The organism is Clostridium paraputrificum (genome assembly GCF_900447045.1).
GTDB lineage: Bacteria > Bacillota > Clostridia > Clostridiales > Clostridiaceae > Clostridium > Clostridium paraputrificum.
The window spans coordinates 169,739-184,362 of the sequence record NZ_UAWH01000014.1 but is presented as its reverse complement, the minus strand read 5'-3'; the positions used below and the strand labels follow the sequence as shown (position 1 = coordinate 184,362).

Below are 14,624 nucleotides of genomic sequence, written 5' to 3'. Positions count from 1 at the left end.
TCCATACTACAACCTTTTATGTTTATACTATATTTTACCACAAAATTATTTTTATAAATTATTGTCATAAATATTATTAGTTATATTAAAATGAAATTATAGTTTATTTATTAGCGCAAGGAGATGAAACTATTGAAAAAGAAATTATTTTCTATATCCCTATTACTACTCTTTATTCCTTCTATTTTTATTGGTTGTGTAAAAAAGCTAGATTATAGTGAAATAAGTTCATATAGTGATGAAGTATTATCAACTGTTTTAACTGCTTTAAGCAATAATGATTATAATACATTCTCAAAGCACTTAAGTGACGATATGAAGGAATCTTATGATTATGGTACCTTTCAAAAAGAAAGCGCACTTTTAATCACTACAGTTGGAGTATTCGAATCACTAGAATTTGATTATGGAGAAAAAAGAAATGGTTATAACTTTGCCATATATAACACAAAATTTTCTGATGAGGAAGAAGAGGTTAGAGTATCTGTAGCTTTCAAAGAAGAGGATGAAAATCATAAGGTATATGAATTGTACCTTTCTTCAGACAAACTTGAAAAAGCTAATTCTACCAATTAATTGTTATAGATTTTCCTATAGTTTAAATATATAATTATCTTATAAATTGACAAAAGGAGAATACTCTTATGAGAAAAATGCCAATATACTTAGTTTTTTCTAGGACAGGCACTTGGTTATCTCGTTCAATCGGATTTGTTACAAAAACACATTATACTCATGTTTCAATAAGTTTAGATTCATCTTTTAAAACAATGTATTCTTTTGGAAGATTAGACCCAGATAATCCTTTTTCAGGTGGTTTAACAACTGAAAATATTTATACAGGAGTTTTTCAAAAGTCTCCAAATGCACGCTGCTTAATCTACAAGCTAGAAATAACAGAAAAACAGTTTCTTGACTTAGAAAGAGAAATTAAATCATTTTTTGATTCTGATATAAATTATAGGTACAACTTTATAGGACTTTTTGGAGTATTGATGGACAAGCCAATACATAGAGACAACCACTACTTCTGTTCACAATTTATAACAACTCTTCTGAAGCAAAGTAATATATGGCATAGTCCAAAGATACCAGAATTAACTAGTCCTACTGATTTATTGAATATACCAAACAAAACCTTAATCTATGAAGGTTTTATAAATGAACTAGATTTCTCTATTGAAACTCAAGTTGCATTAATATGACAAATATGAATAGTACTTATGTGTGATAATAATATAATTATCTTCATTTTGCACATATTAGTACTATTTTTTTCTTTAAAAATCAATAGTTACTTTATTTTTTTTATATATTAGATTAAAATTAAAGGTAAAAGTAAATAAATATAATTAAGATAAATACATTAGGAGAGGGTAAATATTATGGCAAACGAAATCAACTCATCTAATTTTATTAGAAACATAGTAATAGACGATTTAGAATCTGGAAAACACAAAGAAATAATTACACGTTTTCCACCAGAACCAAATGGCTACCTACATATAGGTCACGCAAAATCAATCTGCTTAAACTTCCAATTAGCAGATGAGTTTAATGGTAAAACAAATCTTAGATTTGATGATACTAATCCAATAAAAGAAGACACTGAATATGTTGAATCAATTAAAGAAGATGTAAAGTGGTTAGGATTCGATTGGGATGAACTACTTTTTGCTTCTAACTACTTCGATATTATGTACGAAAAAGCTCAACTTCTTATAAAAAAAGGAAAAGCTTACGTATGTGATTTAACGCCAGAAGAAATGAAGGACTATAGAGGAAGCTTAACTGCTCCTGGAAAAGAGAGTCCTTATAGAAATAGAAGTGTTGAAGAAAACTTAGATCTTCTAGAAAGAATGAAAAATGGTGAATTTGAAGACGGAAAAAAAGTTCTAAGAGCAAAAATAGATATGTCTTCTCCTAACATTAATATGAGAGACCCAATAATCTATAGAATATCTCACTCTGTTCATCATAATACAGGTGATAAATGGTGTATCTATCCTATGTACGATTTTGCACATCCTATAGAAGATGCAATAGAAGGAATAACTCACTCTATTTGTACATTAGAATTTGAAGATCATAGACCGCTTTATGATTGGGTCGTTAAAGAATGTGAAATGGAATCTACTCCAAGACAAATTGAGTTTGCAAGATTAAATCTTACAAATACAGTTATGAGTAAAAGAAAGCTTAAACTTCTTGTTGATGAAGGCATTGTTGATGGATGGGATGATCCAAGAATGCCTACTATAGCTGGTTTAAGAAGAAAGGGATATACCCCTGCATCTATTAGAAATTTCTGTTCAGCAATTGGGGTTGCAAAAGCATCTTCAGTAGTTGATGAACAAATGCTTGAATATTTTATTAGAGAAGACTTAAACCCAACAGCTACAAGAGCAATGGCTGTTCTTAACCCATTAAAATTAGTAATAACTAATTACCCTGAAGGACAATCTGAAATACTTGAAATAGAAAATAACCCTAATGATGAATCTGCAGGTACTAGACAAGTAGAATTCTCTAGAGAACTTTACATTGAAAGAGAAGATTTTATGGAAGTTCCAGTTAAGAAATATTTCAGACTATTCCCTGGAAATGAAGTTAGACTTAAAGGGGCATATTTCGTTAAATGTACTGATGTAATTAAAGACGAAGAAGGAAATGTAACTGAAATTCACTGTACTTATGATCCCGAAACTAAGAGTGGTAGCGGATTTACAGGAAGAAAAGTTAAAGGAACTATTCACTGGGTAAATGCTAAAACTGCTATTCCAGCTGAATTTAGGTTGTATGAACCTCTTATACTTGATGATGTAGAAGAAAACGAAGGCAAACACTTCTTAGAACAAATAAATCCTAACTCTTTAACAACTTTAAAAGGATTTATAGAACCATCAGTTAAAGGTGCTAAAGCCCAAGAAAAATATCAATTATTTAGACATGGATACTTTAATGTAGACTCAAAGGATTCTACTACTGATAATTTAGTATTTAATAGAATAGTATCATTAAAGAGCTCTTTTAAATTAAACAAATAGTTAAAATATGAGCATAGTTAAACACTACTATGCTCTTTTAAAACACAAAAGATTAGATGGTAAGGGGGAAAATTTTATGTTAGAACATGCTATAGGCACTATTGTTCCTATAGGTATTCACACACTAGAACTTATGGGAATAATAATTATATTTGTAGGTGCTATAAAAGCCTTTTACAAATATGCATTATCACTTATTTCTAAGACAAGCTATCCTATAAAAGTAGAGTTTGCAAAAGCACTAACTTTAGCTTTAGAATTTAAAATGGGTGCAGAGATTTTAAAAACCGTAATAATTAATTCTTTTGACGAAATGTACATACTTGCTGCAATTATTTTATTGAGAGCATTATTAGCATTTGTAATTCATTCAGAAATGAAAGCAGAATCAGCTCATTAAAAAATAGAGTACTTACGTACTCTATTTTTTTAATAAATTTTATTATATAAAGTTTTTAAATCTTGATTTAACCTTTTCTTCACCCATTATTTGCATAATAGTATATAAATCAGGTGTATTACTTCTATGAGTTAATGCAGCTCTAACAGCACCAGCTACATCAGAAATCATTCCTTTGTAGTTCTCTGGATTAGCCTTAAATTCTTTTCTATTTGTACAATATCCTAATTCTGTACCTATCTCTTTTAACTCTTCAAACCAATCCTCTTGGCTTCCAATATTAAATGTAAATTTATCTGCATATACATTTATTATTTCCTTTGCAGCTTCTAAAGAAAGAGTCTTTGGTAACTCTATATTTTCATCTGATTCCTTATTAAATAATTCATCAAAGAAATAGAAGATTTTCTCTTTTACATCTTCCCATTTAGCAAAGTCTTTTCTTGGCTTAGGACCATCCTTATCAATATTAAATATCTCTTTTGACATAGACTCATTTGATGTAACTAAATCATACATCTCTTTATCAAAATCTTTAGCCCAAGCTATATAACTTTCATATACCTTATCAGCTTTCATTTTACATATTAATTCTTTACTTACATCATTTAATTTTACAATATCAAATAAAGCTCCACTCTTACTCATCTTTTCTAAAGCAACTGGGAATTCGTGATAGTCAGTAGTTGGATTTTCAGCTCTCCAATCTTCATATGTTGAGTTAATAATATTTAATAAATACTCAACAACAGCTTCAGTTGGATATCCAACTTCTCTATAATATGAAACTGCTGCTTCAGCATCTTTTCTCTTTGAAAGCTTTCTCTTTGAACCATTATCATTCTTCATTATTGTTGGAATGTGAGCATAATTGGGTCTATCAAATCCTAACACATCAAATAATTGTACATGTATTGGTAATGATGATAACCATTCTTCACCTCTTATAACATGAGTTGTTCTCATTAAGGCATCATCAATAGCATGAGCAAAATGATATGTTGGTAATCCGTCAGACTTAACAATAACTATATCTTGATCATTTTCTGGGAAAGATATATCTCCTTTTATTAAATCATGGAATTCTACTCTGTTATTTATATTTCCAGGGGATTTTAATCTAACAATATACTTATCCCCAGCTTCTATTCTCTTTATAGCTTCTTCTGTGGATAAATTTCTGCATGTTGCAAACTCTCCATGATATCCTGGAGTGATTTTTTCTGCCATTTGCTTTTCTCTTACAGCATTTAACTCCTCAGGAGTACAAAAACATGGGTATGCTAATCCTCTCTTTACTAAGTCTTTAGCAAATGTTGAATATATTTCTTTTCTTAAACTTTGTCTATATGGACCATAATTACCTATTTCACTATGCTCCCCTGTCATTCCTTCATCAAAATTCATTCCAAAGTTTTTCATTGTTGCAATAGTATCTTCTATTGCTCCCTCAACTTCTCTCTTTTGATCTGTATCTTCTATTCTTAAGAAGAAAATACCTTCACTTTGCTTAGCTAATCTTTCATTAATTAAAGCAGCAAATACTCCTCCAATATGTTGGAATCCTGTTGGACTTGGTGCATATCTTCCTACAACTGCACCCTCCTTTAAATTTCTTTTAGGGTACTTTTCTAAATAATATTCTGGTGTTTTACCTATCTCTGGGAACAGAATATCAGCTAATTTTTCTAAACTCATTTTATCACCTTTCCTTTTTTGTTTATAAAATAAAAAAATCCTCCATCCTAAAATATAGGACGAAAGAACTTAACTTCCGTGGTACCACCTAAATTGAATAAACAATAGCCTATTCCACTCATTCTCTTTAAGGGGAAAATCCCATAACAACTCCAAAGCTTCTTTCTATAGCTTTACTTGTTAAGCTTCCACCATATACTTAACTCTCTTTAAAGTTCCACTATATACTCTTCTTCTTCAACGTCTCTAATATATATTATTTACAAACTATTTATTATTATAACTTCTCAAAACATTATTGTAAATAACTTTAAGTTTATTGTCGAATTATATTATTCATCATAATTTTATTATGCAAGATTTAATTCATTTATGAACAATTATATTTTTTCTCTTATATCTTCTTATATAAAAATTACTTTTTTAATTTATTAGGCTAAATAATATAAATTTAAAATTTGTTAACTTTTACATATAATTATTTTTCTAAAACAAAAAACGCAACCCTTGGGGCTAGGTTGCGCTTTAGCAATAAGCAATAAATAAAAAGGGGGCTATTTATTCCTTTTATTTATCCTTGCACTGATATTATATGTTATTAGATATCAAAATGCAAGAGATTTTGTGAAAAATATTTAACTTTTGATTTATTATGAATGTTTTTCTTGCACTTTTTTTAATCATTCGTTAATAACTCTTTAAAAGAGCTAATTCATCTTCTGTTAGTTCACGATATTCGCCTTCCTCCAATTCTTGGTCTAAAGGCAAACCTCCAAACTCTGTTCTTTTTAAATACACAACAGTTTTTCCTAACGCTTCAAACATTCTTTTTACTTGATGATACTTTCCTTCTTGTATAGTTACCATCACTTCTGCCCCTTCATTTGATGAATTAATTATTTCTAACTTACCTTCCTTACACTTATACCCATCATCTAAAGTTATTCCATTTTTAAATGCTTCAACATCTTTTTCATCTACTGCCTTATCAATTTTCGCATAATAAACCTTATCAACATGCCACTTAGGTGAAATTAATCTATGATTTAGTTCCCCATCATTTGTTAATAATAATAATCCTACAGTATCTTTATCTAATCTTCCTACTGGAAATGGATTAAATACTTGATGTTCTACCTCTAATAAATCTATAACAGTTTCTTCTCTATTATCGTATGTTGCAGATATTACACCATCTGGCTTATTCATCATTAAATATATATACTCTCTATAGAATAAATCTTCTCCATTTATATTTATAACTGATTTTTCCGGATCAATTAATACCCCATTATCTTTTACCACTTCTCCATCTACCTTAACTAACCCCTTCTTTACTAAGGCTTTTATTTCTTTTCTACTCCCATATCCTAAATTTGATATTATTTTATCTAATCTTTCCACAAAAACAACTCCTAAACAATGAATTCCTTATTATTATACCCAAGGGAAATGGGATAATAAAGATAATATAAATAATAAAGAAAAAAAAGATAGTTATTGAGCCATTAAACCATAAAAATTTAAAGAAAAAAACTCCCTTAGGAGTTTTTAATTCAAATAACTTTATTACATCAATAATTCTACTTCTTTTCTAAAGTCCATTCAAATAATATTTCATAACCTTAGGAACATAGTTTTGAGTTTCCTTTGGCATCTTATATAAATCATCAGCTGAAGTAACACCTCTTCTTTTCACTGTTCCTTGACCAGCGTTATATGCCATAAGAGCCATTTCTATATCTCCATTGTACCTGTTGATATGTCCTCTTAACTGTTTTACGCCCCCCCTTATATTATCTTCAACATTAAAGGGATCTGAAACTCCATCTTCCTCACAATTAACAGGCATTAATTGCATAAGCCCCATCGCTCCAGCAGAAGAAACTACATTGGGATTGAAATTAGATTCTGCTTTAATTACAGCTAAAACCAAATTAGGATCTACCCCAAACTCTTCTGAATATTTATTTACTGCGCTATAAATTCTTTGCATAGTCTCATCATCACTTATAGTTGATACTTTATTAACAGCCCCTATTGAATAAGTACTTGAATTAATCCCACTTGAATATCTTATTGGTATGTTATTTAAATCCTGACCAACTCCAACACTTATTAAATTAGAACTCTCATCCTTATTTCCTTCTTGACCTTCCATAGAGTTTAATAAAGCTTGATATACTAGCTCAAACTCCATCCCATCACCCAATTGACTTTTTAATGTATTTTGAAGTAATGTCATACCAACTAACTTTTCTGTAGAAATATCATTTATATTCATTTGTTCCTCCTTAGGAAGCCGTAAAAGAAAACTCCCCGTAATCCTCATAGTTTACTTTTTTATAAAAACTTTTAGCTAAAACCATCACTCTATATTCCCCTCTTAAAAATGGAATAAAAGTATAGTAATCTTTTTTACTATAGCTTTGAGTTTTTATCCAATTACCTTTTTCCATAATGTAAAATTCATAACATACATCTTTTCCACCAACACTAGTAACTTTAAATGTTACTTCCTCATTACACACTATTTCTTCTCTATCACAAAGAATTTTTGTATTGGTCACTGGTGTTGCTTCAGAAACATATATACTTACCTCTTTTTTACTATCAAACTCTTCTTCACATTTTATGTTTTTTGAATAAACTTCAAATGTATACTTTCCTGAACACTTAGGTTTTAATTGTATTTTTTTATTTTGTATAAATCCAGTATCCTCCACTAAATAACCATTTATTTTTGTAACATATCTAATGAGAACACTTCTTGTATTTTGAACTACAGCTTCTATATCAATTAAATCTCCAACTAAATAACTACTTTTATTTGGAAGTAGTATATAATCTATTTCTCCTGGTAAATATTCTTTTGCTCTAACATATATAAATGTATGACTGTCATATTCTTTGTTTGAATACTTATCCTTAACTCTTATTTCAACTTCATATTCTCCCTTTTCATCTGGGATAAAGTTTATCCAGTTAGAATCACTAAAGCCTATACGTTCTTTTTCTTTATTATCTTTATATATTACAAAGGAATACTTTAAACTTATTCCGCCCTCTGCCTTTACCTTCATATTAATAGGTTGTCCTATTAATGCAGTTTTCTTGTTATCAGTGATGATATCCACTATTTTTACAGGTTTATCTGACTTCTTATCAATAGTATAATTTATTACCTTTTTATCCTCATAATCTCCATCATAAGATATATCCTTTACATATAAAGTTACTGTATACTCTCCTTCTTTTTGAGTTTCCCAAGTATACTCATTTCTCCTTATATATCCTGAGTCTTCTGCAACCTCGCCCTCAACAATATATCTATATACTATTTCTCGTCCACCATCTACTTCAGCTTTAAAATTAATTGTACTTCCATTCATTTGTGGTGAATTAGTATCTGGAGTAAAACTTTTTATATTAATTGGATTATATGCTTTTACAGAATATAACATTATAGCTCTATCATCATATTCCTTATTTGAAAGTATATCTCTAACTAAGCATAAAAGCTTATATTCTCCTGCTTCCTTCTCTTGATATGAAACTAACCTCCTAGAAGAATAATCCTGTATACAAGTTACCTTTCCATCTTTACTTATTTTTATAAATTTATATAACAAACTTCTCTTATCATCTAATGATGAACTAACTTTAAATACTAACTCCTGATTAATTAATAATTCTTCTGTTAAGCATTTAAAATCAGTGATTTCTATTTTAGTAGGTAATACTACATCAAATTTTATTGTAGTAAACTCATCAAAATTTTCACTTGAATTTACCTCTTTACATTCAATAAGAATTTCTTGCTTTCCTTCCTTATTAGCTGTAAACACTAGCCTATTACTTGTTGTATAATCTCTAATAAGCTCCCAATCTTGATTACCCTTTATCCAAAACCTATATAATAATCCTTGTTCATTACCAAGAACATCTATAGTAATTTTCTCTCCTACAGTTAAATGGGTTTTATCCATATTTACATCTTTAATTAATTTCTCAATTTCTTTTTCTCCAATAACAAACTCTTCCTTTGCAAGATAATCAAAAGGTCTACTAGACCCCTCTTTTTTACCTTGCACCATAACTATATACTTTCCTTCAGCTGATGGATTCCATATACATGTATCACTTTCAGAAAACTCTTGTATAGTATTCCATACTCCATCATTACCTATAATAAATTTATACTGCAATGGTTCTTTACCAAATACTGCTTCTATAAGAACTTCATCCTCTTTATTTCTAGGACTATCTTTATCAAATAAAATAACTAAATTCTCCAATAACCTCACCCCTCTATCTTAATGCCATATTTATTTTACCATATTTTGTAAGTTATTGCCTCATATTTCTCAATTTTATTATACATTTTTTTCTTTTAATAGTTAAGATATGAAAAAGAAATACCAAAATAATTTTAATTACTTTGGCATTTCTAGTTTAAATATTAACTTTTTCAAATTCTTTATTAATCTTTCTTCATCTTCTTTACTTCTTTTTTTAGGATTAGGTGTTCTCCCACCAGCCTGCCTTATTTTCTGAGAAATATGTCGTTCTTCTAATAATCTATCTATATTTTTATCCGTATAAATGTATCCTTTTGGATTAATTACTTCAGCTTTTTTAGGCAAACATAATGCCGCTACACCATAATCTTGAGTAACAACAATATCATTCTCTTTTGTATTATTTACAACATACATATCCACACTTTGGAAACCGCTATCTACAACTTTAACTATAGAATAATCACTTCTAATATAATGATTTATATCACAATATATTAGAACTTCTATATTATTTTCCTTTGCTATACTTTCAATAATAGGGATGCTTGGACAAGCATCCCCATCTATAATTATTCTCATATTATAATCTTTTTTCAAGCTCAGCCTTCATATCTTCATATCCTGGTTTGCCTAATAAAGCAAACATATTCTTCTTATATGCTTCAACACCTGGTTGATCAAATGGATTAACACCTAATAAGTATCCACTTATTCCACAAGCTTTTTCAAAGAAGTAAACTAATTGTCCAAAGTAGTACGCTGATAATTCTGGAATATTAACTATCATATTAGGAACCCCACCGTCATTATGAGCTAATAATGTTCCTTGGAATGCCTTTTTATTAACAAAATCCATATCTTTTCCTGCTAAGAAATTTAATCCATCTCCATCATCTGGAGTTTCTTCGATAAATATCTTCTTGCTAACTTCTTCTACATTTAATACTGTTTCAATTAGATTTCTTCTACCTTCTTGAATGTATTGTCCCATTGAGTGAAGATCAGTTGAAAAATCTACTGCTGCTGGGAATAATCCCTTTCCATCCTTACCTTCTGATTCTCCATATAATTGCTTCCACCACTCATTAAAATAGTGTAATGATGGTTCATAGTTAACTAATATTTCAATTGCTTTACCCTTATTGTATAAAGCATTTCTTGCTGCTGCATATTGATAGCATGCATTTTCTTTTAATGATGGATTAGAGTACTTTTCTCTAGCATCTGCTGCACCTTGCATCATTTCATCTATGTTTATACCTGCAACTGCTATTGGAAGTAAACCAACTGCTGTTAATACTGAGAATCTTCCTCCAACATCATCAGGAACTACGAAAGTTTCATATCCTTCTGCATCTGCTAAAGACTTTAAAGCTCCCTTTGCTTTATCTGTTGTAGCAAATATTCTCTTCTTAGCTTCTTCTTTTCCATATTTCTTTTCTAAATATGCTTTGAATATTCTAAATGCTATAGCTGGCTCAGTTGTAGTACCTGACTTAGATATTACATTTACAGATACATCCTTACCTTCTATTACTTCTAATAAATCAGCCATATAAGTTGAGCTGATATTATTACCTACAAAGAATATTTGAGGTGTCTTTCTCTTGCTTGAATCTAATGCACTGTGGAAAGAATGTGATAGCATTTCAATAGCTGCTCTTGCACCTAGGTATGATCCCCCAATACCTATAACTATTAAAACTTCGGAATCACTTTGTATCTTTTTAGCTGCTGCCTTTATTCTTTCAAATTCAGCTTTATCATAATTTATAGGAAGGTCCACCCAACCTAAAAAGTCATTTCCTGCCCCTGTTTTATTGTGTATTTTTTCATGAGCTGCTTTTACTAAATCCTCCATATAATCTAATTCATTTTCTTTTAGAAATGGAGCTGTTTTTGATAAATCTAATGTTAAATCTCTTCTCATAATTGTTACCTCCAAATATTAATTATGGAAACTTGCCTAATTTATTATATCATAATTGGTATGATTTTTTAAATTACTTATGTATTATTCCCACTTTTTAAGCTACATATTATTTATATTTTTAAATAAAGTATTTATTACTAATAATTATCTCCTACCTCTCTTAAAGCCGTATTACTACTGCATTTAGCCAAATTAATAATATGTATACTTTATATATCTTTCTCATTATAGTTTATTATTCTTGTATTTAAAATATAGAAAAAGCGATGAATTTCTTCATCGCTTTAAATTACTCAGCTATAGCTTGTACTGTTTTTGCTTTATCTAAATCTCTATAATGTTTTACTGCTGCACCTAGAAGAATCCAATATAATGGTGCTACTCCTATGACACTGATATTAAAGAAGCTTTGTATTACGTACCCTAAAATCATTAAGAAATATATCTTACATCTGTCATCTTCTCGCCTTTTAAATAATTTTGTTAAAATAACTCCTATAAGTGCTACATATGAAATTAATGTTAATATTCCTCCGCATGCCCAATACTCTAAGAACTCGTTATGTGCTTTATCTATTCCTGCCTTTTTAGTATTTACATAATAAGTATATCCATCAAAATTATCTCTTAACAATCTTGATTGTAATGTATCAAGACCAGTACCTATAATTGGACTTTTTTTAATTGCATCGCTAGTAATCTTCCAAATCAAAAGTCTTCCTGAACCTGATTTCTCACTTTTATCTATTGCATCTTCAACTATACTTTTAGCCCTAAAAACAAACCCACCTCTTCCTGTTACCTCCATAACAGAAAATACTACAAAAAACATCATTACTAGAATTAAACTTCTTTTAATTCTATCCTTATTTATAAAAACAAAACTCAATCCTATTATACAACATACAACTAATGATAGCCACCCACTTCTAGTATAGGTTACTAATACTCCTGCTAAAATTATTGATGAATATATAGAAAAAATTTTCTTATTCTTAAATATATAAATGCCTATTGATAAAATCAAAAACAAAAGTAAATAAGAAGATAGAAAATTTCTATTACCAATGGTCGCAACCATATCTATAGACTTTTCGCCACCGAACATTCTTATTCTTAACGGATCAATACCATAATATTGAAAAACAGCATATATGGACATAATTGTTCCAGATATACAAAAAATATGACTTGTGTATTTATAAAACTTTATAAAATACAAAGAACTCATAAATAACAATATATAAATTATATATGCTAGAAGTCCTTCATATCTATATTTATTTCCCATAATAGCAACTGATAATTCAATGCTAAATAATGTTGCTATTATCAAACTCGCCAAAAATAAAATTATTAAACATTCTTCTATTTTAAACCTAATTTTCATTTTAAGTTTTACTAATAAAAAGAGTATAAGAAAAAATATTAAATATAGATATACTACTTTACCTGACACATAATATGGTTTTGCTATAGTTGTTACTATAAATGGCATAAATATAACTACAGAATAAAGTAACATATTTAATATATCAACATCATCAAAATCTTTACTTAGTAAATTATCTTTTACTTTCATACCCACCAGCCTTCCATAATAATACAATTATAGCATAAAGCGATCATTTGAGGGTATATAAAAAAGATAGTTATAGCATATTTACTATAACTATCTAAATCTAAAATTTTATTCAAATTCTATAGTAGCTGGTGGTTTACCAGTGCAATCATACATTACACGATTAACCCCATTTACTTCATTTACTATTCTAGTTGTTACTTTTCCAAGTACTTCCCATGGAAGGTCTGCAGATTCTGCAGTCATAAAGTCACTTGTTGTTACAGCACGAAGGGCAACTGCATAATCATACGTTCTTTCATCTCCCATAACACCAACTGATCTCATGTTAGTTAAAGCAGCAAAATATTGTCCTATTTCCTTATCTATACCAGCCTTAGCTATTTCTTCTCTATATATAGCATCTGCATCTTGAACAATTCTAACTTTCTCAGCCGTAACTTCTCCAATTATTCTTATACCAAGTCCTGGTCCAGGGAAAGGTTGTCTGAATACAAGTTTTTCTGGAATTCCAAGCTCAAGTCCTGCTTTACGAACTTCATCCTTAAATAATAATCTTAATGGTTCAATTATTTCTTTAAAGTCTACACAATCAGGAAGCCCTCCAACATTGTGATGTGACTTAATTACAGCTGACTTACCTAAACCACTTTCAATAACGTCTGGATATATTGTTCCTTGAACAAGATAATCTACTGAGCCTATCTTCTTAGCTTCCTCTTCAAATACTCTAATGAACTCTTCACCAATTATTTTTCTCTTTGTTTCTGGGTCCTCTACTCCTGCTAGCTTTTCATAAAATCTTTCTTGAGCATTAACGCGTATAAAGTTTAAATCATAAGCACCATTAGGTCCAAATACTTCTTCTACTTCATCCCCTTCATTTTTACGAAGTAATCCATGATCTACAAAAACACATGTTAGTTGCTTTCCAACAGCTTTTGAAAGTAATACAGCTGCTACTGATGAATCAACTCCACCTGATAAAGCACATAATACTTTACCATCTCCAACTTTTTCTCTAATTTCTTCAATAGTTTTTTCAACAAAAGAATCCATCTTCCAATCCCCAACACAACCACAAACATTATAAACAAAGTTTGAAAGCATCTTCGTACCTTCTTGTGTGTGCATAACTTCTGGATGGAATTGAACAGCATATAAGTTCTTTTCTTCACATTCCATAGCTGCAACTGGACAAACTGGAGTATGAGCTACTACTTTAAAGTCTTCCGGAGCCTTTTCTATGTAGTCTGTATGACTCATCCAACAAATTGTTGTTTCTGAAACTTCATTAAATAATTTCGATTTTGAATCTACAGCCACTTCTGTTTTTCCATATTCACTTACAGGTGCTGTTGCAACACTTCCACCAAGCATATGAGCCATAAGTTGAGAACCATAGCATATACCAAGTACAGGTATTCCTAATTCAAATATAGCTTTATCACATAAAGGTGAATCTTCTCCATATACACTGTTTGGACCACCTGTGAAAATTATACCCTTTGGATTCATTTCCTTAATCTTATCAATACTTAAATTGTGCGGATGAACCTCACAATATACATTACACTCTCTTACTCTTCTAGCTATTAATTGATTATATTGACCACCAAAGTCAATAACCAAAACTAACTCTTTTTTCATGCTGACCTCC

At 29.7% G+C, this 14,624-nt stretch carries 12 protein-coding genes and 1 other annotated feature; of the genes, 4 read left to right on the top strand and 8 right to left on the bottom strand.

The genetic code is table 11. The features are described 5' to 3' along the window. Positions 1-132 precede the first annotated feature (132 nt). From DR024_RS05890 to DR024_RS05875, 4 genes are all read left to right on the top strand, one after another. Entirely contained in the window at positions 133-576 is a 444-nt protein-coding gene (locus DR024_RS05890; protein ID WP_049177451.1) for a DUF3887 domain-containing protein, read from the top strand. A 68-nt stretch (positions 577-644) separates the two neighbouring features. Next, positions 645-1,205 (top strand): hypothetical protein, encoded by a 561-nt coding sequence (locus DR024_RS05885; protein WP_242829726.1) that lies wholly within the window; start codon positions 645-647, stop codon positions 1,203-1,205. 180 nt (positions 1,206-1,385) lie between these two features. Then, complete coding sequence (locus tag DR024_RS05880) at positions 1,386-3,047, top strand: glutamine--tRNA ligase/YqeY domain fusion protein (RefSeq protein ID WP_055185161.1); 1,662 nt, start codon at positions 1,386-1,388, stop codon at positions 3,045-3,047. Between the two features lie 76 nt (positions 3,048-3,123). Then, positions 3,124-3,447, top strand: a complete 324-nt coding sequence (locus DR024_RS05875; protein ID WP_027098958.1) for a DUF1622 domain-containing protein — start codon at positions 3,124-3,126, stop codon at positions 3,445-3,447. 42 nt (positions 3,448-3,489) lie between these two features. Here DR024_RS05875 and gltX read toward each other — a convergent pair whose 3' ends face one another. The 8 genes from gltX to guaA form a co-directional block, all read right to left on the bottom strand. Further along, entirely contained in the window at positions 3,490-5,145 is a 1,656-nt protein-coding gene (gene gltX, locus DR024_RS05870; protein ID WP_065254734.1) for a glutamate--tRNA ligase, read from the bottom strand. A gap of 52 nt (positions 5,146-5,197) precedes the next feature. Continuing rightward, positions 5,198-5,395, bottom strand: a binding site (T-box leader). A 437-nt stretch (positions 5,396-5,832) separates the two neighbouring features. Further along, positions 5,833-6,549 (bottom strand): pseudouridine synthase, encoded by a 717-nt coding sequence (locus tag DR024_RS05865; RefSeq protein WP_027098956.1) that lies wholly within the window; start codon positions 6,547-6,549, stop codon positions 5,833-5,835. A gap of 190 nt (positions 6,550-6,739) precedes the next feature. Further along, a complete protein-coding gene (locus DR024_RS05860; RefSeq protein WP_027098955.1) occupies positions 6,740-7,429 on the bottom strand; it encodes a lytic transglycosylase domain-containing protein in 690 nt (229 codons plus the stop codon). Between the two features lie 10 nt (positions 7,430-7,439). After that, a complete protein-coding gene (locus tag DR024_RS05855) occupies positions 7,440-9,443 on the bottom strand; it encodes a triple tyrosine motif-containing protein (RefSeq protein WP_027098954.1) in 2,004 nt (667 codons plus the stop codon). Positions 9,444-9,581: 138 nt separating this feature from the next. After that, entirely contained in the window at positions 9,582-10,028 is a 447-nt protein-coding gene (locus tag DR024_RS05850) for a YaiI/YqxD family protein (protein WP_055185194.1), read from the bottom strand. 1 nt (position 10,029) lies between these two features. Continuing rightward, positions 10,030-11,379: a glucose-6-phosphate isomerase gene (locus DR024_RS05845; protein ID WP_065254735.1), complete on the bottom strand. Its 1,350-nt coding sequence runs from the start codon at positions 11,377-11,379 to the stop codon at positions 10,030-10,032. Between the two features lie 292 nt (positions 11,380-11,671). Beyond that, positions 11,672-12,964, bottom strand: a complete 1,293-nt coding sequence (locus DR024_RS05840; protein WP_051196011.1) for an O-antigen ligase family protein — start codon at positions 12,962-12,964, stop codon at positions 11,672-11,674. Positions 12,965-13,072: 108 nt separating this feature from the next. Continuing rightward, positions 13,073-14,614 carry a glutamine-hydrolyzing GMP synthase gene (guaA, locus tag DR024_RS05835; protein ID WP_027098940.1) on the bottom strand — a complete coding sequence of 514 codons (1,542 nt, stop codon included), beginning with the start codon at positions 14,612-14,614 and terminating at the stop codon, positions 13,073-13,075. Positions 14,615-14,624 lie beyond the last annotated feature (10 nt).

What these genes read in the sequence shown, in the direction of transcription:
- DR024_RS05885 (WP_242829726.1), top strand. Translation starts at nt 645, where the DNA reads ATGAGAAAAATGCCAATATACTTAGTTTTTTCTAGGACAGGCACTTGG.
- DR024_RS05880 (WP_055185161.1), top strand. Translation starts at nt 1,386, where the DNA reads ATGGCAAACGAAATCAACTCATCTAATTTTATTAGAAACATAGTAATA.
- DR024_RS05875 (WP_027098958.1), top strand. Translation starts at nt 3,124, where the DNA reads ATGTTAGAACATGCTATAGGCACTATTGTTCCTATAGGTATTCACACA.
- gltX (WP_065254734.1), bottom strand. Translation starts at nt 5,145, where the DNA reads ATGAGTTTAGAAAAATTAGCTGATATTCTGTTCCCAGAGATAGGTAAA.
- DR024_RS05860 (WP_027098955.1), bottom strand. Translation starts at nt 7,429, where the DNA reads ATGAATATAAATGATATTTCTACAGAAAAGTTAGTTGGTATGACATTA.
- DR024_RS05850 (WP_055185194.1), bottom strand. Translation starts at nt 10,028, where the DNA reads ATGAGAATAATTATAGATGGGGATGCTTGTCCAAGCATCCCTATTATT.
- DR024_RS05845 (WP_065254735.1), bottom strand. Translation starts at nt 11,379, where the DNA reads ATGAGAAGAGATTTAACATTAGATTTATCAAAAACAGCTCCATTTCTA.
- DR024_RS05840 (WP_051196011.1), bottom strand. Translation starts at nt 12,964, where the DNA reads ATGAAAGTAAAAGATAATTTACTAAGTAAAGATTTTGATGATGTTGAT.
- guaA (WP_027098940.1), bottom strand. Translation starts at nt 14,614, where the DNA reads ATGAAAAAAGAGTTAGTTTTGGTTATTGACTTTGGTGGTCAATATAAT.